Below are 25,602 nucleotides of genomic sequence, written 5' to 3'. Positions count from 1 at the left end.
GACTCACTTTTCAAACGAACGAGCGCACCAGAAACACACTGAAAAAGTGTGGGATGCACAATAAAAGGGCAATTCAGGAACGTTCGGCCGGATAGCGCTTCCAACACCCCGCCAAAGCTGGCAACATCGCGCCTTTTTTTACGCGACGCCCACGGGTTTGCACGATCAAACACCCGTTCGGTTGTTGATGGGGCGACAGTCTGCTGTGCCGATGCGACAACCTGCCACACGCCATCCGCTTACCGCCCGTAGCGCTGTTGGCTGCCATTGAAACGCTATGCTAGCTTGGCCGCCTCGCCAGGAAGGCCAGCCAACAGCAGGAGCGCAACATATATGAGGAACGCACATGGCTGAGGCCACGCCCGCGCTTGAAATCCGCAACTTGCACAAACGCTACGGACAGCTTGAGGTGCTCAAAGGCATCTCGCTGACCGCCCGCGACGGCGATGTGATCTCGATCCTCGGTTCCTCCGGTTCCGGCAAGTCCACGTTCCTGCGTTGCATCAATCTGTTGGAAAATCCGCACCAGGGCCAGATCCTGGTGGCCGGTGAAGAGCTCAAGCTCAAGGCCGCCAAGAATGGCGAACTGGTTGCCGCCGACGGCAAACAGATCAACCGCCTGCGCTCCGAGATTGGTTTTGTGTTTCAAAACTTTAATCTGTGGCCGCACATGAGCGTACTCGACAACATCATCGAAGCTCCGCGTCGGGTGCTAGGCCAGAGCAAGGCCGAAGCCATCGAAGTGGCCGAAGCGCTGCTGGCCAAGGTCGGCATCGCCGACAAACGCCACGCCTACCCGGCGCAATTGTCCGGTGGTCAGCAACAACGCGCGGCCATCGCCCGCACCCTGGCGATGCAACCGAAGGTGATTCTGTTCGACGAGCCCACCTCCGCCCTTGACCCGGAAATGGTTCAGGAAGTACTTAGTGTCATCCGCGCATTGGCCGAAGAAGGCCGCACCATGCTGTTGGTGACTCACGAAATGGGCTTTGCCCGTCAGGTCTCCAGCGAAGTGGTATTCCTCCACCAGGGGTTGGTGGAAGAGCAAGGATCGCCTCAGCAGGTGTTCGAAAACCCGCTTTCGGCGCGCTGCAAACAATTCATGTCCAGCAACCGCTAACGGAGCAACATGCATGCAGAATTTCAAGAAGGTCTTCCTGGCTGCCGCCGTCACCCTCGCATTCAGCGCCGGTGCCATGGCCGAGACCCTGAAGATGGGCATCGAAGCGGCGTACCCGCCGTTCAATAACAAAGACGCGAGCGGCAACGTGGTCGGCTTCGACAAAGACATCGGCGACGCCCTGTGCGCCAAGATGAAAGTCGAGTGCACCGTCGTCACATCCGACTGGGACGGCATCATCCCTGCGCTGAACGCCAAGAAGTTCGACTTCCTGGTGTCCTCGCTGTCGATCACCGAAGAGCGCAAGGGCGCGGTGGACTTCACCGACCCGTACTACTCGAACAAGCTGCAGTTCATTGCGCCGAAAAACGTCGACTTCAAAACCGACAAGGATTCGCTCAAAGGCAAAACCATCGGTACGCAGCGTGCGACGCTGGCCGGTACCTGGCTGGAAGACACCTACGGTGATGACATCAAGGTCAGCCTCTACGACACCCAGGAAAACGCCTACCTGGATCTGACTTCCGGTCGTGTCGACGCCATCCTCGCCGACAAGTACGCCAACTATGACTGGCTGAAAAGCGACGCCGGCAAGAACTACGAGTTCAAAGGCGACCCGGTCGTGGAAAGCGACAAGATCGGCATCGCTGTACGTAAAGGCGATCCGCTGCGCGAGAAGCTGAACGCCGCACTGAAGGAAATCGTCGCCGACGGTACCTACAAGAAGATCAACGACAAGTACTTCCCGTTCAGCATCTATTGATCCTGACCTGTGGGACTGGCGCCGTGACTCAACGGCGTCGGCTCCCGACTTTGCCTGCCGCAATTTGAACAGAAATCCATGATTATCGACCTCTACGGATTCGGCCCGGCCCTCGCCGCCGGCGCGCTGATGACCGTCAAACTGGCTCTCACCGCCCTGTGTCTTGGACTGGTGCTCGGTCTGCTCGGCGCCTTGGCCAAGACTTCCCCGTACAAGCCGCTTCAGTGGCTTGGCGGCACTTATTCGACCTTGGTGCGTGGCGTCCCGGAATTGCTCTGGGTGCTGTTGATCTACTTCGGTACAGTCAACCTGATGCGCAGCCTTGGTGAGTTTTTCGGCAATCCCGATCTGCAACTCAGTGCCTTCGCCGCCGGCGTCATTGCGCTGGGCCTGTGCTTTGGCGCCTATGCCACGGAAGTGTTCCGCGGCGCGATTCTCGCCATTCCCAAGGGCCACCGTGAAGCCGGCGTGGCACTGGGCCTGTCGAAATGGCGGATCTTCACCAGGCTGATCATGCCGCAGATGTGGCGCATTGCCCTGCCGGGCCTGGGCAATCTGTTCATGATCCTGATGAAAGACACCGCGCTGGTCTCGGTGATCGGCCTGGAAGAAATCATGCGTCACGCGCAGATCGGCGTGACCGTCTCGAAACAACCGTTCACCTTCTATCTGGTGGCCGCAGTCATGTACCTGGGCCTCACGGTGCTGGCGATGACCGGCATGCACTTCCTGGAAAAACGCGCCGCTCGCGGCTTTGCGAGGAGCGCTTCATGAATTGGGAAGTGATCATCAAGTGGCTGCCGAAACTGGCGCAGGGCGCGACCCTGACCCTGGAGCTGGTAGCCATTGCAGTGATTGCCGGCCTGCTGCTGGCAATTCCCCTGGGCATCGCCCGCTCTTCGAAGCTGTGGTACGTGCGCGCTTTGCCCTACGCCTACATCTTCTTTTTCCGTGGCACGCCGTTACTGGTGCAACTGTTCCTCGTCTACTACGGCCTGGCGCAGTTCGACGCGGTCCGTAACAGCGCGATGTGGCCTTACCTGCGCGATCCGTTCTGGTGTACCACCGCGACCATGACCCTGCACACCGCGGCTTACATCGCCGAGATCCTGCGCGGCGCGATCCAGGCGATTCCACCGGGGGAAATCGAAGCGGCGCGGGCGCTGGGCATGTCCAAACCCAAGGCGATGTTCTACATCATGCTGCCGCGTGCGGCGCGCATCGGTCTGCCGGCCTACAGCAACGAAGTGATCCTGATGCTCAAGGCCAGTGCGCTGGCGAGCACCGTGACCCTGCTGGAACTGACCGGCATGGCCCGCACGATCATCGCCCGCACCTACCTGCCGGTGGAAATCTTCTTCGCCGCCGGCGTGTTCTATCTGCTGATGTCCTACGTGCTGGTGCGCGGCTTCAAGCTGCTGGAGCGCTGGTTGCGCGTCGATGCCTGCCAAGGGCGTTGATCCTTCCTACGTGCTGACGGGCGAGGACCTACTCGCCCGCTTCACCGCGCTGGATGCTTTTTTGATCGAGCATCAGGTGCTGTGGAAACCTCGTCCGTTCACCCATCTTTCGCTTCCGTGGGAAAGCGCCTACCCCGAATTGGCTTCGTGGCTACGCGGACGATCACTGGAAGATGCAGAGCGGGTGCATAACCATCCTGCCGATCTCCTCGATGCGCCGGAGCCGTTCGCTTCCCTGGCGGCGTTGTCGGCTGCGCTGAGCGCGGTCGGTGAGTTGCCGGGGCATGCGCTTGAAACAGCAGGCCATCGCTTGAACGTCGATGTGCCGGGGCGCAAGTGGCAGCAGATCGAGGCGTTCGCCAGTCGTTTGTCTTTCGCCTCGCAGCCAACGCATTGGCTGGACTGGTGTTCTGGCAAGGGGCATTTGGGCCGACGCCTGTTGGTTGCGGGACAACAACTGACTTGTGTCGAATATGATCCGGCGCTGGTTGCCAGCGGTCAGGCGCTGAGTCAGCGACATCATCTGCACGCTCTGCATGTCGAGCAGGATGTACTGGCATCGAACGCCGCAACCGTGTTGAGCGCTCAACACACTCCCGTCGCCCTGCACGCCTGCGGTGACCTACATGTGCGCTTGATGCAATTGGCGAGCGCAGCCGGATGTCAGCAGATGGCCATTGCCCCATGCTGTTACAACCGGATCAATCGCAGCGAGTACCGGGCATTGTCCTGCGCGGGCTTGCGATCCGCCCTACAGCTGTCACTCGAAGATCTTGCACTGCCCATGAGTGAAACCGTCACCGCCGGTGCAAGAGTCCGACGTCAGCGCGACACCTCCATGGCCCGACGCCTGGCGTTTGATCTGCTGCAACGGCAACTGCGCGGCGTCGACGAATACCTTCCAACTCCGTCCCTGCCCAGCGCCTGGCTGGAAAAACCCTTCGCTGATTACTGTCGCGATCTGGCCGCATTGAAGAAGTTATCCACAATCGGCACGCCCGATTGGCAGGCGCTGGAAGTCGCTGGTTGGCAGCGCTTGGCCGAAGTTCGCAACCTGGAATTGCTGCGCGGACTGTTCCGACGACCGCTGGAGCTTTGGCTGAATCTGGACCGGGTACTTTTCCTCGTAGAGCAGGGATATGTCGTACGCCTCGGCACCTTCTGCGACACCCCACTGACCCCACGTAATTTTCTGCTGCTGGCCGAACGCAGTTAAATCCTTTCCAGCCTGTGGATAACTCTGTTGATGGTTTTCCCGTGGATCCAATATCCATCGCCGTTACGCGACCGCAACAGCATTGGTCATTTTTTGTTCATATAGATAAAAAACCTGTAAAACAGGGCGTTGCGAGCAAAATGAGAACGTGTCCACAAAATCCCTCGCAATACCCCCATCGCGCCGATCCGTTGTGCATAAGCTTCCAATCAAAAGGACATAAACGGGTGAAATGGGTGCTTGAGCAGTGCAAAAATTCTGCCCTCACGCTCAGGCTGGATTGGCCGCCAGGAAGCCCGGTTTTGCGGCTGAAAACCCGACGACACAGCCCAAGCCACGCCTGATCCAGCGCCTGCGTAAAAATAGTCTGAATTCAGGGGTTTACAGAACCAACCCAATCGCTATAATCGTCGCCCACACGCCGGTATAGCTCAGTTGGTAGAGCAACTGACTTGTAATCAGTAGGTCCCGGGTTCGATTCCTGGTGCCGGCACCATTCAAGGTTCCATAGAAAGCTTTCAAAATCTCTGGAACCCCCGAAAAACCCGCCTTCCGGCGGGTTTTTTCGTTTTGGCGTTCCGTCGGATTCCGAGGGCAGCCAGCGCTAATAAGGGTACTTTAAAGGATACCTACCAATTCGATATTGGAAAGTACCCTTATGGCTCGCACAACGGCACCCCTTACCGACAACGCCTGCCGCACTGCAAAGGCTCGCGAACGTGAGTACAAGCTTTTTGACGGAGATGGCCTTTACCTGCTCGTGAAGCCCAATGGTCGTAAAGGCTGGCGGCTCAGGTATGTGAAGCCCGATGGCCGCGAGGGCCTGACCTCACTTGGCAATTATCCAGTGGTTGGGCTGGCTGACGCTCGCCACAAGCGCTTCGAGCTCAAACAGCAGCTCGCCAACGGCATTGACCCTATACAGTCCAAGCAGCAGGCCAAGGTGCAAGCCGTGATCAATGGCCGCACCTTCGAAAGCGTTGCGCTCGATTGGTATGCCGGGATGGTGCCGAAGTGGGCGCCGGGCCATGCCAAGACTGTGCTCAGCCGGTTGAAGACTCATGTATTCCCTTTGCTCGGTGCCAGGGCAATCGTTGAACTCGACACCCACGACCTCATGCAGCCACTGGAAGCCGTGACGAAGCGCGGCACCATCGACGTGGCGCTCAGGATCAAAAACTACCTGCAAAGCATCATGCGCGAAGCCAAACGGCTGCGACTGATCACGGCGAACCCAGCTCACGATCTCGATGGCTCGATCAAAACGCCACGGGTTACACATCGACCCGCACTACCCTTATCGCGGTTGCCTGAGCTACAGGCGCGTATCGACGGCTACAAAGGTCGCCCGCTCACGCGCCTCACGGTGATGCTATCGCTGCACGTGTTCGTGCGCTCCAGTGAACTGCGCTTCGCCCGTTGGAACGAGTTTGACCTCAAGCGTGGCATCTGGGAGATCCCCGACACCCGCCCGGCGCTGGACGGAGTACCCTTTTCCACAAGGGGTACAAAAATGGCCGGGGATATCCACGTTGTACCCTTATCGCCGCAGGCAGTGGCCTTGCTTGAGCAGATCCACGCGATCACCGGCGAGTTCGAGCTGGTGTTCGCGGGGGATGCCAAACCGTGGAAGCCGATGTCCGAGAACACGGTGAACGCCGCGCTAAGGACGATGGGCTATGACACCAAGGTGGATATCTGCGGCCACGGGTTCCGAGCCATGGCGTGCAGCGCGCTGGTCGAGTCCGGGTTGTGGTCGGAGACGGCTATCGAGCGGCAGATGAGCCACAAGGAGCGCAACAACGTGCGCGCCGCCTATACCCACAAGGCCGAGTTCCTCGAAGAGCGCCGGATGATCATGACCTGGTGGAGTCGGTTTCTAGAGGCGAACCGCGAGGAGCATGTGACGCCGCATGAGTTTGCCAAGCAGACGGGCGAGAACGTCACGCGCCTTCGCAGTGCCAAGAGGACCGAGTAACCCGCCGCACCACCACCTCAACTCGCTGTGAAGTTACCCACAGCACCGCATGAAGCTCCTCCGCGCGGGTCCATTCAAACGGGGCTGCATAGCCGCCCCGTTTGAATGGACCATACCTTAGAAAAAACTGCTGGCACAGAGTACGTCTGTGGAAAACCACTGATGTCCACCGGGGGATAGTTTTATCCACAGGCGCTAAATACCTGAAATCGCTTTGCTTGACGAATATTGTCCACAGGCGTAGACCGGGAGTTGCAAGCGCTGTCGATGACAGCACCCCAGGTGGCTCGAACCTTCAAGGCCACGCCGCTCTCGCGGTGGTTCTCCCCAAGGGCGATTAGCATTCGGCAGCTCGCCCGGTCACTACCCATGTGATGAATGCTCTTACACATATAGCGCTCGTGCGCCAGATACTCCGTACCTCGCTGCCCTGCAGCAACCTATCCGCTTGGCCGAAAATTTGCGCCAACCTGTGCCCGTCTCTTTCTTCTGGAAAGAGACGGGCACTTCTACCACTGCTGCAGCCCTGATCGCACAAGGCTTTGCGGCATTCCCCCTCGTGACAATCGGCGTGACAAACGCCGATGTCACCAGCAACAGCCATGCAGATGATGGTGCCGCAGACCAAGGAATGGACTGCACCTGACTGACAGTCAGGCATGCCCCGGTCATCGCATTGCTGCTTGCACCTGGCTCAGGATCTCGCGGCACTGGTCTCGTCAGCCAATGCAGCCTCCACCCGCCCACCGGTAACGGTGCTCAGGAGGCCAGATCATGAGATGCCCTTGCTCCCGGTCGTAAGGAGTCGCCAGTCCCGCGTTAGAGGACATCCCCACAGGTCGCAGGGGCCTTGATCCCTGATAACACTCAGCATTCTTGGCGGGATGACGTGGGGCGAGGATCGGAGAACCAAGATGAGGTAACCGTCATGGCATTAGTGGGTAGGCGCGACGGCCGCAATTTCGGTTACGGCAGGCAATTGAGCTACGCAGGGCCGCAGGCGCTGAAAGACATGTTCGGCGGTGGCCATTACGGCACGGTCAAGGCGCACTGTGATCGGTGGTTAGCGTTCGTGAAGTGGTGCCGATCCGAACAGGGGCCCGGTATCAATGATGCACGGCAGATTGATCGGAAGGTGTTGGCCGACTATGCGGCGTATCTGCGCGACATGATTGGGCGCGGTGACCTCGCCGTCAGCACCGCACATAATCGGCTATCCAGCGTTAACAGGACCATGGCAGCGCTTCGCGGCGATCAGTACGTGAAGTTGCCCAGTCCGAGCAAGGCGTTGGGTATGCAGCGCACCGGGGTTCGTCACTCGGTTCCGCAAGGCCAAGACCGCGAACAGGTGAAGCAGATCGTCGATGCGCTTTGCAGCCTTCATCAGCTACGCGCTGCAGCGATCGTTCTGCTGACGCGAGCAACCGGCATGCGCTTGCGTGAGGCCATTTTGGCGGATCTGCCACGGTTAAGTCGTGAGGCTGAACACTTAGGCAAGATCAACATCCAGGACGGCACCAAGGGCGGCCGCGCCGGGGCATCGGCACCCCGCTGGATTACGGTGAATGAGCATATTAGTCGCGCGCTTGAATTTGCAGAGCAGGTGTCGCCTGCTGGTAGCCACAACCTGATAGCTCCAGGTGAAAACTACCGAAGCGTTCTACAGGAAGTTGTCCGCCCGGCACGGGGCATCCTTCATAGACACAACCTCAAAGGCTTTCATGAGCTACGAGCGGCGTTCGCGTGTGAGCGCTTTGAGCAAATCACCCAGCACCGCGCACCTATCAACGGCAAAGAATGTCGCCAAATAGATCGGCGCCTTGATCGTGATGCCCGGTGGCAAATCAGCTATGAGCTGGGGCACGGTCGAATTGACGTAGTCGCTGCCTACATTGGGGGGCGGGCATGAGCAAGCCATTCGATATGGAGCTGTTCTTGGCTGGAGTGCTGACCGGGTCGCAGGCCACGCGGCAACGACATTTGCGGCAGGCGAAAACTATCCAGCATGAAATTGCCGGGCGTTGGCAACGAACAACACCCTGGGCCTGGCAGAGAAAGCACTTGGTTTGGTTTCTAGAGCATCGTCTCGCCTGCCGCAATGAAGTTACGCGATATCACTATCTGCTTACTGTTCGACTGTTGTGTCGGCGTCTAGAAACGTCATGGGTTTTCAATCTCTGAGTGGGAACTGGTTCTGATGGTCAAAACCGACAGGAATCGACCGATAATTCCCCATGGTCGCAACCACTTGGCCCAATGCCAATTTCTCGCTTGCATAGTGTTGAGTTTACCGTGTTCAGACGCTGCAGAAAGTTACCTGTAAGACTAGTGTTGATAGCGATTTACCCGAATCAAGTTACTTGAATAATTAGCCCGACCATGTTATTCAGTACATTATATTTATTACCAAGGAAAAACTGTGGCCTCAACTAAACCTACGTTCTTTTTTTCGGCCACTCAGAGCGTCGACGATCGTCTCGGGGCGGCATTTACCTTTATCTGGGCAAACTACGCCGGTTTGAGAGAGCTCTGGTGGCAAGTAAGAGGTTTTAAGGATCAGTTTCCGGAGCTGCATATAAAGGAAGTTGAGAAAAAATTCTTATCTGGGCTACCAATGCCAGGGGGAATAGATTTTAACCAAGCTTTTCTAAAAGCGGAATGGCGTGTTCATGAGCAGGAGTTTTCGAAATGGCTTTTATTTGAATGCTGTACACTGTATGAAGGATGGGCTGAAAAAGTTTGTCACGATCTATTCCCTAAAAGCAAAAGAGATAGACATGCGAAAAATCTTCAATTCAATTTTGAAAATACTGACAATCCCGGATACAAAGCAGTTATAACTGATGCCAACAGCAATATCTCATCTATCATGGAGAAGGAATTACTACCTACTCTTAAGCTATCGAAGCTTAATTGCTGGAGCCAAATAGATGCACACCTGACCGCATATAGCTACTTCAAAAAATGCCGCAATTCGATAATCCACTCTGATGGTCTATGCACGCAATCAATACTAGATTCGCATGCAAAAATTATCTCTTTGCAGAGTACGCACCCCTCCCCCTTCAAAAACAATTTTACACTCCCGCCTCAGGAACTAAATAAAAAGATAAATTTGGACCTCAGGGACTGCGTGATATTTGGAACGATTGCGCGAAAACTGATCTGTACTTTTGACGCAGCGTTAAGTGTGGCATCAAAAAGCGAAGAAATAATGGAGAATAGACTTCGTAGCCTGTCAAGCAAAAACGAAAAGTGGAAAAATCTTCCTTCTGACCCTATAAAATATGAGCAACGAATTCACCGTATGCTTAGCGCAGCGAAAATTCCAGAACCCCAAAGTCTTTCTAATTTTATTTCATGGATGAAAACCAAGAAAATAATCTAGAAAAATTTCAGTTTGCCGCACCTCACTGGGAAGATATAAGGCTATGCTGCCCCTAACGAAGGAGTAGCAGCTTATGAACAATGGCGGCGCCTAACGCGTGTGAATGGGCCGCCAACAGAAGTGCGGCATAGCCAAGTTACCTGAACTATTACAATCCCTACCCTACACAAACTAAATGGTTGGATACAAGAAAGTATCGAAAATTTTAGCAAAAGCTTGAGTCTCAGCCGCATGAGTATCGCATATATACTCGATAATCTCAGCTTCACTCATGAGTTTGCTCCTTGTAACGTGCTTATAAAAAGCTTTATTATCAAGCTGCTGAACCTGCCCAAGCTTCCCACTCAAGTAGGCTGACCCACCATAGTAATCTGCATGAAGCTGCTTTTCGACACTCGGAAATGGTATGCAATGCACATTACTAAAGTTTTTTACATGCTTTTGCCCAGCCTGATCACCATCCAGGATGGATATGACATTCTCTTTGCCTGCAAAAAATTCCTCTTTCGCATTTCGCGCCATCAAGTCAACTACGCCACTTCCACCTCCAATATAAATAATCTTATACTGGAAGTGCGCAACCGGATGGTACTTTTTCAGCACATAGCCTATAAGATTTTGAAGTACATCATCCTCTGTAAGGATATACCTATCCCAGCCCTTGAACCCAAAAAGCACGCTCTTAACATAACTATACGATGCAGGTATGGGATGTACACCTGCAACCTCATCAAGCAAATAGAAAATCTCATGATCTTCTAGCGTTTTCATCAAAGCCAATGAATGCGTCGTAAACAAAATATTTACATTATAAAGCGCGCAAAACTCACGTAGCCTTTTCGCCAGTCGAGTCTGAGCCGCAGCATCCAAGGACATGTCAATTTCATCGATTACAATGAGTCTGCAGCCACCTTTAATTTTCCTGTAAACACTTATAAGCAGGTATTCTCCAGAGCTAAGATAATCCTCTCGAATATATCTGCTATCTTCTAGCAAGATGCAGTAATACTCATCACGCCTAACCTTTACCTTAACAAGGTTCTTAAATTTATCGGTCGAGTATATGTAGCTCAAAAACTCAATCAGTTCGACAGGACTTTCATATGCTTCCATTACTATGTTACTGCGAATATCAGGATCTGCCTTGGCTAGCGTTTGGAAGAAACTGAATCGCTGGCCATATGGCATTGGCAACTCCACATCAATATTACCCTTAACGACATCCGGAATAATATCTTTTGAGTTCAGACTACGAATATCAGGATCATAGGAAAAAACATATGGCGCCGTATCGACCTGATACTTTATGGCGCTATCCTCACGGAATATTCCAGGCTGAGAAGTCTGAGTAAAAGTGTCAGCAAATCTCAAATTCTGGATCGCCTTTACGAGTGTGGTTTTACCAATTCCATTTTTACCCACCAGGCAAGTAAGCTTGTTCAGACCCAGATCAATATCAAATTTCAGCATTGACACATGCTGTATATTATTAATTTCGATGTTTATTTTCATAGGGACTTCACTGACCCGCGAATAAACATATCCACCACGGAAGCGCCGTATTTCTTACGAAGCTTATTAAGATACACTTGATCCGTAGTGTTAATATAGTTCAAATAGCCCGAAACTTTTGCCAGAGCCGCCGCAGTACCTTCAGCATCTACTTTATCTATAAATCTATGCTTGTCCTTTATAAAGAAATACAACATAACTTCAATGTCAGACTTCAGCTTTGTATCAATAGTTATAGAGCCATTAGGCAAAATCATCATACCTAAAACTTTCAGCTTATTCCCTACTGAGCTGAATTTCGTTTTAGACGCATTAAGTGTAATTTCTCTTTGGAACAACTCCTCAAGAATAGACTCAATGACTTTTTCTGTACCGTAGAGCTTATTATCACTACCTGAAATGATTACATCATCCGAGTAGCGTGTATAAATCAGCCCCTGCTCTTCGCAGTATTTCTCTACAGCATTATCAAACGGCAGCAAGCATGCATTACTTATCGATGGGGAGGTTGAAAACCCCATCGGCAGCTTATCTTCGACCGTAACAAGCTCAACAATTCTATCTATATAAAGGCCAGCATCAGAAATTGGCACTCTCTCTAAACTTCTAAGAATGCACTCTCTAACTAGCTTGCCAGATACACTTCCAAAAAAGTTATTTAAGTCGGTTTGAAAGAAATGCTTACTGCCCGCGTGCTTTTTGACCGCATCAACTACATTCATTCCTTTTCTATAGGAATATACACAGCGCTCATTGAATTCTAACCACTGGAATATAAATAAATTCAAGAACTTGTGATAAACCTTAAGCTCAGCCCCTGCCTCGTAGACATCTTTCTTATTAAATACAAATGTGCGGTATTTTGAAGAGACATCTCCAGATTTAAAGTCTTCAAAATCATGCTTTCCATGATACATAGCTTCAAATGCTGATTTAAAGTCTCTACTAGCCACTAGATTTATCTCTGAATAGATTCAGCCACAGCGATTCTGATGCTGACGAGGAAGGTTAACAAACTCTAAATTATACATACTAGTCCGTTTTTTGCGCAGCCGAGCCATAGGGGAGCAAAAAATGACGATACATAGGAAGGAGAAGGAAATCAGCGGGTGCGGGTGCGGGTCGGGCGGGTCGGGCGGGTCGGGTCTGACGAGCGGAGAGGATCGATACGCGATATGAGACGGGATTTTACAGTCTGCATGGCTTCCCAACTCAAATGATGAACGAGGAGGGAAGCCATACAAATGTAACATGGATCAAGGCCTCTAGAGGTCAGCTTGATGACTGGAGGATACCCCTAGTCACTGACATGAGGTCATGGTAAAGCCTTAGCTCAGAAATGACAACCTCCCCTAACGCAGCACCTGCGGCATGCCTCCTTTATCCTCTGTCACGAAGCTATGCACGGCCTCAGACATGTTGAGGCCTCCAGTAAAAATTAGGACTCGAGGCGACTTCGGCAGCGACTACGGTGTGGTTGATGTGGTTGATCCACCTCTATCGGCCCGCAAATTCCGCTGGCAACAGTCGCAATCGGTCGATTGCTGCGTTCTCCGCAGTGGGGGACTCATGCTACTTATCGTGCAAATATTACAGGCTGCCATACTTCTGAAAGATAGATCCTGGCTTAACTCATCTTGCGCGCAGGAAAGGTCAGGTGAGTGTCTGAGGATAGTTTTAGAGATAGAATCTCGTGATACAAAAAATAAAATCTATAGAAAACATATGCTTATTATATTTTTCGACTCCTGGTGCCACCATACAAAACAAAGCCCCTGCAGAAATGCTGGGGCTTTGTTGTTTTTGGAACGTCCACATGACGTCCACATTGGCTTTAACGGCCGGATAATCAAAAATAGTTGTTAATCTGAATGGCTCGTCAGCGAGGCACTTGTGTCTGCCGGTGCAGAGCAAAGCACTTCCGTGACACGTGCAGTCTGCCCGGCCTTCATCTGACGTACAGAGTCCAGCAAGCCCTTCTGGAATTGCTCCAGCTCATTGACCATCGCTGATTTTCATCCTTCAGTTGCTTAAGAACGGCTGCGCAGGTTGTCGAATAATGACACGTATGCCGCCTCGCTTTTCACACCTGACTAATCTCAAACACAAACGAAATCCTGCACTGGCTCGCACTCCACACATAACGCAGATGTTTGCCCTGCTTCGGAATCGACACCGCCGGCGGCCGGAACGCGGCGACACATTCATGGCCCGGGAGGCGCACGCTGTTATAGAGCAGCCCCCAGGATTCAGACTCGCGCAGTTGTCGGGCAAACGCCTGAGACGGGCCATAGGCGCCCGGATCGGGCTGATGCAAGTCGGGAAAGTCGTGACGAACATCGTGCAGTGGCTTAACCACGCGATTGACGTAAGTCCGCATGGTCAGCTCAAGATCCGCTTCGTGGGTGGCCGCGAGGAAACGTTCCTGGTGATAGCAGGTTTCGGCGATGGCCGCGGCCTGGCTGCTGGCGGCGTAGTAGACGCCGAAGGTGCCGTCGGTGAAGCGGCTGCTTTTGCCGATGTGGGTAAATGCCGCCATCACCGGCGTTGAACCGGGGCCGGAGAGTCGGTCTTCGGGGCGCACGCGGGCGAGGACGCCGGCCTGTTCGATCAGGCGATCGTTGGTCAGCGCTTCCAGCGCGTAGGCGATTTCCAGGTCTTCGGGGTCGAGCACGTCTTCGAACAGCGCAATCGGCGGGAAGCTGCTGTTGACGATCCGATAGGCTTTCGGCCATTGCGGCTTGGCCAGCGGCGGAGCCTTCACCCGCGCACCCCGTCGAGGTAACGGCGAACGTCAGCGATGTTGACCACCCTCCCGGCAAGCATGTAATCCAGCGCCGTTCGGCCATTGAATGGCGCAGCCGTATTGGGGCTGCTGACCCACGTGTAGGCGCGCTCGCGGCTGTTGCTGAAGATGATGCTCAACGCCTTGTGAATGCCCATCAGGTACGAGATGCGCTCTAGCGTGTCGTGCGGCAGGCGAATGTTCGGCGGCAGGTGTTTGTACTTGTAGAACGTGGTGTTGCCGACGCCACCCAGCAAAGTGCGTTGCTGCTCGGCGTTGCAGCCCCAGCGCTCCATGAGGTTGAAGAAAAACTTCAGCGCGACGCGCCCGGCTTCGGGGACGTCGAGTTGTTCACGCGGGGTGAGGGCTGGGGGGGAGGTGAGCATGTTTGTCCTTCGTAGCTGCCATGCAAACTGAGCTTAGTACAGATATGAATATTTTCCATAAAGTTATTCGTATACGAATAGAGCCCCTTGAATTCCCGGGTTGACACTGCAATGTTCCGTGGCAGAGAATCTGGCCAAGAGCGCGAAACCGACTGCCTTCAGGTGGCGATAGTCGGCGTTAGGAACCCCGTTGATGACCTGAAAATCAGCGCCCGGGTGAGACCTCTTCTCCCCTGCTTGAGGGAGCACAATATCAAGCGACATTCATGTGAAGGGCAGCCTGAGAAGGCTGCCTTTTTTGTTTGTGCTATCGGTAACGCCGATATAACAGATCACCATGCCGATGCTTGTTCAGGCCCTTCTTGTCACAGTTCATGAAATTCCAGAGTACGTTGCCACGCTCAACATGGATTACCACCAGCATCTGGTATCTCGCGTTGTAGGCACCGATGAAGGAGAGTCGAAACGAGGCGTCATCGTAGGAAACCCGCCATATCTCTAATGGCCTCGTTAGAGTATCTCGCGCAAATTCGGTAAACCGCTCACGGGCATTCGGGCGCTTTTCCACCGTATGAAGCAAATGCTCGCGTTTCACCAAAATCGGCCCATATGGCGTTTCGATCAGAACAGCATCCAGACCCTGATCAAGTCCGAAACCGCTGGCAACCTGCTCCCACGCTGCATTGAGGCTCGATGCACCCGGAAGCTCTCTAACCGCATCAATCAGAAGCCCGGGTTCAATATCGCGAATATCCGGCAAGCCCAGATCTTTCCAGTTTTTTTGGTCGGGTAACGCTCTGCTCCCCTGCAAACTCATGGCATCGACTCGCTAGCTTCGCGGATGCCGGCATTGCCTGGAAATCCATGACCTCGGACTAAAAGTCCCGAAAATAACTACCTGATATTTCAGCCACTTGGGCATTGGCGGTAAATCAGCCCGTTCGCTCTTTTCTATAGGAGGCTTCCGACAACGGTGCAAAACAGCGGCGTTTCGGTGTGGGAAACACTCAAAAATGCTGTAATCCCAAGGCATAAAAAAGTGCCCGACTCGTCCGAGTCGGGCACTTTTCTTGACCCCAATCACCCCCACGTCATCAAAAATCCCGATCCTGTGTCAGCTTCCAGCCATCGGCAGGGACATCAATTCGCTACTAAACCCGCGACAACTATGCTCAGGTGCTGGAATATAGCCGGCATATGACGCCGGATCGGCAGTCTCGTAAACAACAATACCCAGCCCACTTCAGAGGGCATTACCCATGGATAGCAGAACCTTACGCAACCTCATGCGCATCGTGCAGACCGGCTCCTTGTCGGCCGCAGCCGAGCATTCGTGCCTGACTGTGCAGGCCCTGGCCGCGCAGTTGAACAAGGTCGAAGAGCAGTTCGGTTTCCGCTTGTTTCGTCGTTCCAACAAAGGGCTGACGCTGACGCCGCAAGGCACTGAGCTGACGCCCTACATGGACAAAGTGCTGATTGCCACGCGACAGATGGAAGAAAAGGTCGAGGCGCTCAAGGTGCCTGGCCAGCGCACATTGAAGGTCGCGTTGAACAACACGTTGTCGTCTGACTTCAACCGACGAATGATCGGACGCCTGATCGAGGTGTTTCCCGATTACCAGATGGAATTCAGCTACGCCGAGTCGATGGAAAACCTCAGCAAGCTGAAGAACGAAGACTTTGACCTCGCGGTGCTGATTGGCCCGCAGCGTCCGGGTTTGCCGAGCATCGTCCTGCCGGATGTGCAGGTGCAGGTGGTCGGTGCCCATTGCGGGCAGGAAAACGATCCGCTGACGTTGCTGGGCAACAAGTTTCAGGTGCGTCCTGCGGAAGATTGTCCGTATTCCCACAGCTTCCTGCGTTTTCTCGACGCGGGTCTGGGCAATCACGAGAACGGTCAGCGCATGGTCTATTCCTGCAGCGAAACCCTGACGCTGTCGTTGATCACGCAAATGGACGCGGTCGGCATGGTTTCTCGCGAGGCCGCGCAAAAGAACGGCCTGACGATTTTCCCCGGTTTCGAGGATTTCCTCGAAGTGCGGCTCGCGGTGAACAACCCGAATCTTTCAGGCCAGGCCTTGAACGACGTGGTCGATCTGCCGCTACATGAACGAGCCGAGCGCAATGTACGCAGCCGTCCCAACCGCCACACTGAGAAAGAGGTTTTTGCTGAAATACGCACATAACAGCGTCGGAATGGCTGCATAAAATTCCGGGCGATCGAGCTGTATGTGCTGATCCTTGATCAACAAGGGTGTCAGGCTGATAGCAGCGACGATCGCCACTGGCAGGTATTCCAGCGCCCGCGCAACGAACGGCGGCCAGTGCTCGGTGTTGACCTGCAGCGGCAGCGCGCGTGGCAGGAAGGTCACGGCCATCATCAGCGCGACCACCAGGATCAGGAACGTTTGGTCAGGCATACACCCACTCCGCAGCCCACAAACGTGGCGATGAATACGTTGAACGGCGAGGTGCCGACCAGGCTCAGCGCGCCCATGCAGGCCACAGCGGCCGCTGCGGCGATGAGTTTGTTACGGGTGTTGCACAGCGACACCAGCACGTAGAGCATCATCGCGGTCAGTGCGTAGTCGAGCTGGTATTTGATCAGGTGCGACGCGTATTGCGCACAAACAGCGCCCAGCAATCCGCCCAGCACCCAGGAGGTGTGGCAGAACAGGTTGAAGCCGATCAGGTAACGGATATTGACCGGCGCGCCGGTACCCAATTTCACGCTGTGAAACGCGAAGGATTCGTCGGTCAGCCCACCAGCGTAGGCCCAGCGCTCCATGCGGCTGAGCCCCAGTGCGCGCAGGGCCTTGGCCATGTACACCGACATCAGCATGTGCCGCGCATTGATCAGGAAGGTGGTCAGCACGATGGTGGTCAGCGAAGCACCGCTGGAGATCAGCGCCAGCGCGGCGAATTGCGAAGCGCCGGCGTAGACGAACAAGCACATCGCCACCGGCAGCCACATCGGCAGCCCGGCATTGACGGCCATCAGCCCGAACACGAATGACACCGTGAAATAACCGGCCACCACCGGGCTGGCTTCGGCAAACGTGCGCGATGGCTGATGGGCAGCCATCAGCGGCGCACTGCCGGACGTTTCATTCATAGATCCCTCTCAAATGTCCGCTCGCCATGGGGTTCGCAAAAACCCTGGGCAGTCCAGAATCGCTTGCCCGCGAGGTTAGCATCGTCGACGAACAGAAACATCCGTAATACACCGACCCGTTTCATGTCAGACGACGCCGCTTCCACCAGCCGCTGGCCGACGCCCTGGCTGCGATAGCGTGGGCTGACGGCGAGATGGTTGATAGTGCCACGACTGCCGAGCATGCCGCCGAGCACCGCGCCGACGATTTCGCCTTCCACGTCGAAGGCCAGATAGGCCGTGGTGGTTTTCTGGATCAATACACCACGCAGGCATTTGGCGTCCTGCCACTCGCAGAACGACACTTCGTCGAACTGGCGGAAGAAACGCTCCATGCGCTGCGCATCTTTGGCGGTGGCGCGTCGCAGCACCACCGGCGTCGAGCATTCGACGCCATCGATTGGGGTGATCTGATTAGCGAACAATGTCGAAAGCGGTCCCGGGCCGCGAGAAGGAAATCGCCAGAATCTGCCGGTACGCCATGGCATGCGTGTGGGTGTTGCGCGCCGGGGTCACGTAGTGGCGCATGTCGCGGTCAAGGAAGTACGTGGTATCGAGGATTTCCTTGTAGGTGGTCGACGCCAGTTGATGCTCGTGCACATCGTACAAACGGCTTTCCGCCCCCTCGACATTGTTGCGCCCCCAGAAGTGCACACCGCTGAACGGATAGCCGTCGCAGTGAATCCCTTCAGGAGTGATTTCCAGTTGCTTGCCGGGTTTGATCTCGATGCGGATCTGATGGATCTGGCACTGCCAGATTTCATCGTGCAGTTCTTCCGGCAACACGCTTTTGTACACTTCGAAATCGGTGTCGATCAGGCTGCGCATCACCGGTGAAGTGATCACTTCATCGGAGAAGTCCTGGAAGTGCCGCACAACACCGCCCACATAGGCGTTGTTCTCTTTCGACTGCACGTACGCGCGATGCTCGAGTTGCTTGAGTTCACGGGTTTTCGGGTTGTACTCAAAGTCGCTGTAACGACGGTAACGCATGCCGGCTTCGGCCTGACCGTAGTAACTGTCTGGCTCCATGTTTTCCCAACTTTTGGTCAGTCTGACGAAGTCGGCAAAATGACCGTAGAGATTGAAGTCACCACCCTGGACGTTGACATATTTGTCGCGCCGTAGCGATTCGCCCACTTCTCTGTTCAAAACGATCATTACCAAATTCTCCGCTGCGTTGAGCGGCCTAATCTATTAGGTGGAGAATTTGCGTCCATGAGAAAGAATTTCAGGCATTTAAAGCCCTGCTTGAAACGGCGTTTGAAGTGCTCTTAAAACAACTTTTACATGACAAAAACACGGGTTTTTTACGGTTTTTACCGAAAAGGCCTCGAAAAAAAACCCCGAACACGTCGGGGTTTTCTCATGCATCTATACCTGAACGATCATCAGAAGATGTTGATCGGGTAGTCCACGAACACACGCAGTTCGTTGCCGCTGACGTTGTACTCGCTGGATTTCTGCGAAACGCGCAGGATCGAGCTACGCAGTTTCACGCTCAGGTCTTTGGCCGGGCCACTTTGCACGACGTATTTGACCTGGTTGAAAATTTCGCGCTCGGTGCCGCCTTCGCTGGTGGAGGTGGTGATGTTGTCGCCACGCACGTAAGCGAAGTTGTAGCTCAGACCCGGTACGCCAAACGCGCCGAAGTCCAGGCCGTAGCCCAACTGCCAGCTGCGCTCGTCTTCAGCGTTGAAGTCCGACCAGTAGGAGTTGGCCAAGTAGATGGTGTTGCCACCGTCACCGACACGACCTTGCTCTTTCTGATAGCCACCGTAGGCGTAGCCCAGGTTGCTGTCGCCGGTGGAACGCTGATGCGCCACGGTGAACGAGTGCGGGCCGGTGGCGAAAGTCGCTGCCAGGCTCCAGATCTTGTTGTCGTCACCGGTAGCGCCGCTCTGGCGAACGTAGGAGTCGTCCAGCTTGGTGCGATAGCCGTTGAAGTCCAGGGTCAGCGACTGATCCTTGTCGATCGGGAACACGTAGTTGGCGTTCACATATTGCTTCTTCAGCACATCCTCAACGTCGGAGGCGTACAGCGCAGCCTTGAACTGTTCGGTGAACTGGTAGCTACCGCCCAACACGTTGATCGACTTCAGACCACCGCTGTCACGGCCTTCAGCGCTCTTGCGCGATTCGGCGGTGAAACGACCGGCGTTCAGCTCAAGGCCTTTGATCTCTTTGGAAGTGATCAAGGTACCGGTGTAGCTTTCCGGCAGCAGACGCGAGTTGTCGTAGTTCAGCACCGGCAGGGCCGGCATCTGGTCACCGTAGGTCAGCACGGTGTTGGACAGACGGAATTTGACCGCTGCGCCGCCCTTGGACAGGTCGTTGGCAGGCTTGCCACTGTCGCCACGCTTGAAGAAATCGATACCGCCGGCGCCGCTGCGATCTTCGCTGCGCTCCAGGTTCAGGGCATACAGGCCGAAAGCATCCACACCCACACCAACGGTGCCTTGGGTGAAGCCGGACGAGAACGTACCGATGGCGGCTTGGCCCCACTCGGATTTGTCTTTGTTGCCGTCTTTGTAATCACGATTGATGTAGGCATTGCGCAGCAGCACTTTGAGGCTGCTGTCTTCTACAAAACCCTTCGATTCGGCCTGGCCGTCAGCCATGGCCTGTGTGGCACTCAACATCCCCAGTGCGATCAGACTGATACGCTTGTTCAACATTTTGTTTTCCTTATTACGGGTTGAAACGCGCTGTGTCGAACGGCTGAAACGGCGCTAATGCACTCTTTTTTCACCCCGAAACAAAAAGACCCGCCCACGACAAGGTCATGGCGGGCCTGCTTATTATTCTTGAGTCATGGCGGTTGGCCACAGGCGTTGGGCCGAATCGTAGCCGCGCCCTCAATAATGTGTCAATTTCAAGAATCGTCTTTAAATAGGTAAAAATCGTCTAAGAATCGTAAATTTTGCGATAGCCCATTGCTCGGAAATGCGCTTAACCAGTGAATCCAGCGCGATTATGCGCAGCCGTCGAGACCACATTGCGCGGGGGATTGAGCCACTTCATCAGCCACAATCGCTTGCCCCAACCAGTCAGCGAAGGCCTGCGGTTTACCCAGCCAAGGGCTGATGTCGATCAACGTGAATTGCCCGTCCTGTTCCAGCGCCAACGTCGGGAAGCCCTGCCCACCGAGTTGGGCCAGCAACGCGCGACTGGCTTTTACATGCGCCTGGGTATCAACGCTTTTAAACGCTGCCACGAAAGCTTCTTGCGCGTAATCCATCTGAGCCGCGATTTCGAACAGCACAGCCTCATCGGCAATCCGTTGCCCTTCGACGTAATGCGCGGTCTGCAAACGCCCGAGCATCTGCAGGCCACGGCCGTCTATAGCCTCTGCAGCCATCACCGCCGCGATGGGTGGCGTCGAGTCGAAAACCGCCGAGTGATCACGCAGCAGCCCTTCGAAATACGCCTCGCCAAAGGGCTGCCCGGTGTACTCGGCAATGCGCCGATCGTGAGGCATGACGTAATTGCGCAGTTGCGGTGAGACCTGCTGGCGGTTCGCGCCGCTCATCATCCCGCCCGCATGAGCCACGACCGGCAGCACCTGTTGCGCCGCTTGCACCAACGGTTTGGCGCCGTAGCACCAGCCACACAATGGGTCATAGATGTAGTGAAGGATCATGGGAGAACTCCGGCAGAAAAGTGGGAAAAGTCGATGCCGGCAGACTATTCCTTCACGCATGGGCGAAAAACGCCGGAATGGCTTTCAGACTGTTTCGCGAATCGGTCGAATGGACCGAACGGTCAGGTTGTATCCAGATCGACATAAATTGAAACAATCTGTCAGGGGAACTTCTCAGGAATAAATTACGGAAGCAAATGCAAAGCATTACCATTCGCGCGTTTGAATTCCCCTACCCTTTCGGATGCGCTCTTCAATGCCTGCCCCGTTCCGCCTCACGCCTGTCACCCTTGGATTGTCTGCCTTTCTGTCCAGCGGTTTTGCTTATTCCGCCACCGAGTTACCCGCCACCGCGATCAGCGCTGAAGAACAAGCCGAAGATCCACGCGTCAAGATCAGCAACACTGCCACCCGCACCTCGACACCGGTGCGTTATGTGCCGCAAGCGATCGACTCGATCAAGACCTCGAACGTCGCCAACTACGGCACCAATGACATCGGCGACGCCTTGAGCGGCATTCCCAACGTCAGCAGCAGCGCCGACACCCGCTTCGACAGCCTGCGCATTCGTGGCTTCGATGCCAGCAACGACTTCTATCTGGACGGCATTCGCGACGACAGCCAATACAAGCGCGACCTGCACAATATCGAGCGGGTCGAAGTGCTCAAAGGCCCGGCGGCGGTGCTCTATGGCCGTGGCAGTCAGGGCGGGATCGTCAACCGCGTGAGCAAAATGCCCGAGTTCGGCCGGCGCTCGACCATCGAAGCCCAAGGCGGCAGCGAAGACTTGCGTAGCCTTTACGCCGACCTCAGCACCGACCCCAGCGAAAACCTCAGCCTGCGCCTGAACATGGGCAATATGGATGAAAACAGCTTCCGCGACGGCGTCAGTGGCAACCGCCAGTTGTTCGCGCCGTCGATGAGCTGGCAACTGACCCCGGACCTGAACTGGCTGGTGCAATATGAATACAGCCGCTACAACCGCACACCGGATCGCGGCATTCCGGGGGTGAACGGCCGCCCGGCCGACGTCGGACGCGACACCACGTACGGCAACGATCACGATTTCATCGACGACAAGGCGCAGTCCCTGCGCTCGAAACTCACCTACGAGATCAACGATAACTGGCAACTGCGCCAGACCCTCGGCGTGTTCAAGCTCGACAGCGATTTCGACAACACCTACCTGACCAACTTCGATCCCAAAACCAACAAGGTTGTCCGTCAGCACTGGCAGCAGGATCTGACCACCCGCAACGTCTACAACAACATCGAGCTGGAAGGCGGTTTCGACACGTTTGGTCTGGAGCATCGCCTGTTGACCGGCATCGAGATCGGTAGCCAGCGCCGCGATCCCAAGCTGTACAACGCTGCAACCGGCAAGACCCCGGGCGCGCAGCCAGTGCCGTCACTTGACCTGTTCAACCCCAACCGCGAGCTGCGCCACACCGGCAGCATGCAGGTATTCAGTGACAGCCACACCGAAGTCGAAAGCCGCGCGGTCTACGTGCAGGACCAATTACGCCTGAATGATCAATGGCAGTTGCTGGCCGGCCTGCGCTACGACACGTTCGATATCGAGTCGACCAACAAGCTCAAGAACATTGCCGAAGATCGCGACAGCCACAGCACCAGCCCGCGCTTGGGGGTTGTCTGGACGCCACTGCAGAATCATTCGTTTTATGCTTCATGGTCCAAGACCTTCTCGCCCGCGGGCGGCGGTTTGATCGGCATCACGCCAGGCGCTGCCGGCAATACCAACGACTTGAGCCCCGAGCTGACCAAACAGAAAGAAATCGGCGTGAAAAGCGACTGGCTCGATGATCGCCTGAGCACCACGCTGGCGGTCTATGACCTGGAACTCTACAACCGCCGCACCAGCGATCCGAATGATCCGACCCTGACGGTCATGACCGGTCTGCAACGTTCGCGCGGCATCGAACTGACCGCAACCGGCAAGCTCGTCGGCAACTGGTACATGCGCGGTGGCGTCGGCGTACAGGACACGACCATCGAGAAGGACAACAACGGTCTCGAAGGCAAGCGCGTCAACAACGTGGCCAAGCACAACGGCAGTCTGTTCCTGACCTGGAAACCGGAGATGGGCTGGTACGGCGAAACCGGCCTGACCCTGGTCGGCCAGCGTTATGCCGACAACGACAACACCACGGTGCTGCCGGGCTACGGTCGCTGGGACGCGCTGGCAGGCTACCGCTTCAAGGATTGGGATCTGCGCGCAGCACTGAACAACATCACCGACCGTGAGTACTACGCCTCGGCGACCAGCAAGAATCAGATTCAGCCAGGTGCACCGCGCAGCGTAGTGATGACTGGCACCTACAGTTTCTGATCAGCACAAAACCTGTGGGCGGGGGCTTGCTCCCGAAGGCGTCGAGTCAGGCAACATCATCGTCACTGACTTATCGCATTCGGGAGCAAGCCCCCTCCCACAGGTGCAATGTTCGCAGTGGTTTTGTTCTGTGCAAAAAAAAGCGCCGCCATCCCGGCAGCGCTTTTACCAATCCCTGTTGTTCTTCTTATCCTTCCATCACAGCCCATAATGCTTCCAGTTCGGCCTCGCTGAACAGGCCAGCGGGGTAGCGCTCGATCATCATCCGGCGCGGATCAGGTTCCCTGATCTGACGCGTTCCGTTGGATTTCAAAAAGTGCGCGACAATCTGGAGCGATTCGCCGTTTACGGCCATGGGATGCAACGTCCGCTCGCTGACTACGTTCACTTCGGCGTTCATTTCAGCGCTCTCTCCCCGTTCGTGAGCGGCTAAGTTATCCAAGGTTTATGACAGAACTGTTGAAGTTCCTCCCTCTCCCTAGTGCCCTTTGTCCGATACAAGAGCTATGCCAAGGTTTCCGATTTGTCGACAAGCGGATACAAAAAAGCCCGCGGTCCAACAGGGCCGCGGGCTTCTTTGCATGGATAGCGAGCTAATCGTCGCATCGCCGATTTATGAGTCAACTCAAGCTGTTACGTCTCAACTCATTCTTTGTGCGGCGCTGGTTGCTGTTGGGTAAGGCAGTGGATATTGCCGCCGCCCAGTAACAGTTCACGGCCCGGCACCATCACCACTTCGTGCTGCGGGAACAGCTTCTGCAGGATGTCCCGGGCCGGGGCATCCATAGGATCGTCGAAGCTTGGCGCGATGATGCCGCCGTTGACGATCAGGAAGTTCACGTAGGAACCGGCCAGGCGCACGGAAGGATCGCGCTCCTGCGTACCGTCGACCGGATCGACACCGGCACACTCTTCTTCAGTGGCGTACAGCGGCCCCGGAATCGGCATCTTGTGCACCGTGAACGGGCGACCCTTGGCGTCGGTGCTGCCTTGCAGCACTTTCATCGCAGCCTGGCAGCGTGGGTAGTTCGGATCCTGCGGATCGTCGGTCCACGCCAGCAGCACTTCGCCCGGGCGCACGTAGCAGCAGAAGTTATCCACATGGCCGTCGGTTTCGTCGTTGAACAGGCCATCCGGCAGCCAGATGATTTTATCCACCGACAGATTGTCGCGAAGCACCGCTTCAATCTCTTCGCGGCCCAGGTGCGGGTTGCGATTGTGGTTGAGCAAGCACTCTTCGGTGGTAATCAGCGTGCCTTCGCCGTCAACGTGAATCGAGCCGCCTTCGAGCACGAAACCTTCAGTGCGATAACGCGGGCTGCGTTCGATTTCGAGAATCTTGCCGCCGACCTGCGAGTCACGGTTCCACGGCGAGTACAGGCCGCCTTCAAAGCCCCCCCAGGAATTGAAGTCCCAGTTCACCCCGCGCACTTCGCCGCTGTTGTTGATGACAAACGTCGGCCCGGTATCACGCACCCAGGCGTCATCGCTGGACATCTCGACCACGCGGATATTCGGCACATCGAGGCGCGCACGGGCGTTTTCGTACTGGCCGGCCGACACGGCAACGGTCACCGGTTCGAAACGCGCGATAGCCTTGGCCACTGCGACATGCGCAGCTTGCGCCGGCTTGCCGCCCAGGCGCCAGTTGTCCGGGCGCTCGGGCCAGATCATCCAGGTCTGGGTCTGCGGCGCCCACTCGGCCGGCATGTAGAAGCCATCGTCACGCGGGGTACTTTTCAAAGTGGTCATCGGGATCTGAACTCCAGGGCACCGTCGAGGGTTTTCAAAGCAATGGCGACTTTATAACCGATAAATATCGTATTTTAAATGCTTGAACACGCAGA

General features: G+C 55.3%; 24 protein-coding genes, 1 tRNA gene and 1 pseudogene. 12 read left to right on the top strand and 14 right to left on the bottom strand.

What is annotated here, in order from left to right:
* Positions 1-346: 346 nt before the first annotated feature.
* The 10 genes from AC0J41_RS28300 to AC0J41_RS28255 all read left to right on the top strand — a co-directional run bounded on the left by AC0J41_RS28300 (position 347) and on the right by AC0J41_RS28255 (position 9,925).
* Complete coding sequence (locus AC0J41_RS28300; protein WP_025110949.1) at positions 347-1,120, top strand: ABC transporter ATP-binding protein; 774 nt, start codon at positions 347-349, stop codon at positions 1,118-1,120.
* Positions 1,121-1,133: 13 nt separating this feature from the next.
* Positions 1,134-1,883: an ABC transporter substrate-binding protein gene (locus tag AC0J41_RS28295; protein WP_025110950.1), complete on the top strand. Its 750-nt coding sequence runs from the start codon at positions 1,134-1,136 to the stop codon at positions 1,881-1,883.
* A 78-nt stretch (positions 1,884-1,961) separates the two neighbouring features.
* Entirely contained in the window at positions 1,962-2,657 is a 696-nt protein-coding gene (locus AC0J41_RS28290) for an ABC transporter permease (RefSeq protein ID WP_025110951.1), read from the top strand.
* Positions 2,654-3,343: an ABC transporter permease gene (locus tag AC0J41_RS28285; RefSeq protein WP_025110952.1), complete on the top strand. Its 690-nt coding sequence runs from the start codon at positions 2,654-2,656 to the stop codon at positions 3,341-3,343. The genes AC0J41_RS28290 and AC0J41_RS28285 overlap by 4 nt, the downstream gene beginning before the upstream one ends.
* Positions 3,324-4,559, top strand: a complete 1,236-nt coding sequence (locus AC0J41_RS28280; RefSeq protein WP_473014182.1) for a methyltransferase — start codon at positions 3,324-3,326, stop codon at positions 4,557-4,559. Before AC0J41_RS28285 ends, AC0J41_RS28280 begins: the two co-directional genes overlap by 20 nt.
* Positions 4,560-4,979: 420 nt before the next feature.
* A tRNA-Thr gene (locus AC0J41_RS28275) sits at positions 4,980-5,055 on the top strand.
* Positions 5,056-5,217: 162 nt separating this feature from the next.
* Complete coding sequence (locus AC0J41_RS28270) at positions 5,218-6,537, top strand: tyrosine-type recombinase/integrase (protein WP_254468624.1); 1,320 nt, start codon at positions 5,218-5,220, stop codon at positions 6,535-6,537.
* A 928-nt stretch (positions 6,538-7,465) separates the two neighbouring features.
* A complete protein-coding gene (locus AC0J41_RS28265) occupies positions 7,466-8,446 on the top strand; it encodes an integrase domain-containing protein (protein WP_473014181.1) in 981 nt (326 codons plus the stop codon).
* Complete coding sequence (locus tag AC0J41_RS28260; RefSeq protein WP_237616603.1) at positions 8,443-8,718, top strand: hypothetical protein; 276 nt, start codon at positions 8,443-8,445, stop codon at positions 8,716-8,718. The genes AC0J41_RS28265 and AC0J41_RS28260 overlap by 4 nt, the downstream gene beginning before the upstream one ends.
* 238 nt (positions 8,719-8,956) lie before the next feature.
* Complete coding sequence (locus tag AC0J41_RS28255) at positions 8,957-9,925, top strand: hypothetical protein (RefSeq protein ID WP_473014180.1); 969 nt, start codon at positions 8,957-8,959, stop codon at positions 9,923-9,925.
* Positions 9,926-10,096: 171 nt separating this feature from the next.
* Here the strand turns inward: AC0J41_RS28255 and AC0J41_RS28250 are convergent, their stop codons facing one another.
* The 6 genes and pseudogenes from AC0J41_RS28250 to AC0J41_RS28225 form a co-directional block, all read right to left on the bottom strand.
* A complete protein-coding gene (locus AC0J41_RS28250) occupies positions 10,097-11,437 on the bottom strand; it encodes an AAA family ATPase (protein WP_473014179.1) in 1,341 nt (446 codons plus the stop codon).
* The gene (locus AC0J41_RS28245) at positions 11,434-12,390 is read right to left on the bottom strand and encodes a reverse transcriptase domain-containing protein (protein ID WP_161751543.1); all 957 of its coding nucleotides are present in this window, start codon (positions 12,388-12,390) and stop codon (positions 11,434-11,436) included. The genes AC0J41_RS28250 and AC0J41_RS28245 overlap by 4 nt, the downstream gene beginning before the upstream one ends.
* 927 nt (positions 12,391-13,317) lie before the next feature.
* Positions 13,318-13,443, bottom strand: a pseudogene (locus AC0J41_RS28240) (helix-turn-helix domain-containing protein); the annotation flags it as partial.
* 77 nt (positions 13,444-13,520) lie between these two features.
* Positions 13,521-14,201: an RES family NAD+ phosphorylase gene (locus tag AC0J41_RS28235; RefSeq protein ID WP_473014178.1), complete on the bottom strand. Its 681-nt coding sequence runs from the start codon at positions 14,199-14,201 to the stop codon at positions 13,521-13,523.
* Complete coding sequence (locus AC0J41_RS28230) at positions 14,198-14,608, bottom strand: MbcA/ParS/Xre antitoxin family protein (RefSeq protein ID WP_473014177.1); 411 nt, start codon at positions 14,606-14,608, stop codon at positions 14,198-14,200. Before AC0J41_RS28230 ends, AC0J41_RS28235 begins: the two co-directional genes overlap by 4 nt.
* 307 nt (positions 14,609-14,915) lie before the next feature.
* Complete coding sequence (locus AC0J41_RS28225; RefSeq protein WP_473014176.1) at positions 14,916-15,425, bottom strand: PBECR2 nuclease fold domain-containing protein; 510 nt, start codon at positions 15,423-15,425, stop codon at positions 14,916-14,918.
* 442 nt (positions 15,426-15,867) lie between these two features.
* Here AC0J41_RS28225 and AC0J41_RS28220 point away from each other — a divergent pair, with 442 nt between their 5' ends.
* Complete coding sequence (locus AC0J41_RS28220; RefSeq protein ID WP_007961685.1) at positions 15,868-16,794, top strand: LysR family transcriptional regulator; 927 nt, start codon at positions 15,868-15,870, stop codon at positions 16,792-16,794.
* On the opposite strand, the gene AC0J41_RS28215 is transcribed toward AC0J41_RS28220, so the two are convergent.
* The 6 genes from AC0J41_RS28215 to AC0J41_RS28190 form a co-directional block, all read right to left on the bottom strand.
* A complete protein-coding gene (locus AC0J41_RS28215; protein WP_007952614.1) occupies positions 16,711-17,028 on the bottom strand; it encodes an AzlD domain-containing protein in 318 nt (105 codons plus the stop codon). The two genes, AC0J41_RS28220 and AC0J41_RS28215, sit on opposite strands and share 84 nt — an antisense overlap.
* Positions 17,007-17,723, bottom strand: a complete 717-nt coding sequence (locus tag AC0J41_RS28210) for an AzlC family ABC transporter permease (protein WP_003220701.1) — start codon at positions 17,721-17,723, stop codon at positions 17,007-17,009. Before AC0J41_RS28210 ends, AC0J41_RS28215 begins: the two co-directional genes overlap by 22 nt.
* Positions 17,720-18,097 carry a GNAT family N-acetyltransferase gene (locus tag AC0J41_RS28205; protein WP_003220700.1) on the bottom strand — a complete coding sequence of 126 codons (378 nt, stop codon included), beginning with the start codon at positions 18,095-18,097 and terminating at the stop codon, positions 17,720-17,722. Before AC0J41_RS28205 ends, AC0J41_RS28210 begins: the two co-directional genes overlap by 4 nt.
* A gap of 79 nt (positions 18,098-18,176) precedes the next feature.
* Positions 18,177-18,923: a 2OG-Fe dioxygenase family protein gene (locus tag AC0J41_RS28200; protein ID WP_003220699.1), complete on the bottom strand. Its 747-nt coding sequence runs from the start codon at positions 18,921-18,923 to the stop codon at positions 18,177-18,179.
* A 230-nt stretch (positions 18,924-19,153) separates the two neighbouring features.
* Positions 19,154-20,440, bottom strand: coding sequence for an OprD family porin (locus tag AC0J41_RS28195; protein ID WP_025110955.1), 1,287 nt, complete (start codon positions 20,438-20,440; stop codon positions 19,154-19,156).
* A 296-nt stretch (positions 20,441-20,736) separates the two neighbouring features.
* On the bottom strand, positions 20,737-21,405 hold the full coding sequence (locus tag AC0J41_RS28190) for a DsbA family protein (protein ID WP_473014175.1): 669 nt from the start codon (positions 21,403-21,405) through the stop codon (positions 20,737-20,739).
* Between the two features lie 256 nt (positions 21,406-21,661).
* On the opposite strand from AC0J41_RS28190, the gene AC0J41_RS28185 reads away from it, so the two are divergent.
* The gene (locus AC0J41_RS28185; RefSeq protein WP_473014174.1) at positions 21,662-23,755 is read left to right on the top strand and encodes a TonB-dependent receptor; all 2,094 of its coding nucleotides are present in this window, start codon (positions 21,662-21,664) and stop codon (positions 23,753-23,755) included.
* A gap of 187 nt (positions 23,756-23,942) precedes the next feature.
* Here the strand turns inward: AC0J41_RS28185 and AC0J41_RS28180 are convergent, their stop codons facing one another.
* Both AC0J41_RS28180 and aguA read right to left on the bottom strand, forming a co-directional pair.
* The gene (locus AC0J41_RS28180; RefSeq protein ID WP_007961849.1) at positions 23,943-24,155 is read right to left on the bottom strand and encodes a hypothetical protein; all 213 of its coding nucleotides are present in this window, start codon (positions 24,153-24,155) and stop codon (positions 23,943-23,945) included.
* A 245-nt stretch (positions 24,156-24,400) separates the two neighbouring features.
* Complete coding sequence (gene aguA, locus AC0J41_RS28175) at positions 24,401-25,507, bottom strand: agmatine deiminase (RefSeq protein ID WP_473014173.1); 1,107 nt, start codon at positions 25,505-25,507, stop codon at positions 24,401-24,403.
* Between the last annotated feature and the right edge of the window lie 95 nt (positions 25,508-25,602).

It is taken from the genome of Pseudomonas sp. Arb-4-2C, assembly GCF_055755015.1.
Note: the sequence above shows the minus strand (reverse complement) of the source record. Positions and strands in the feature narration are given on the sequence as shown.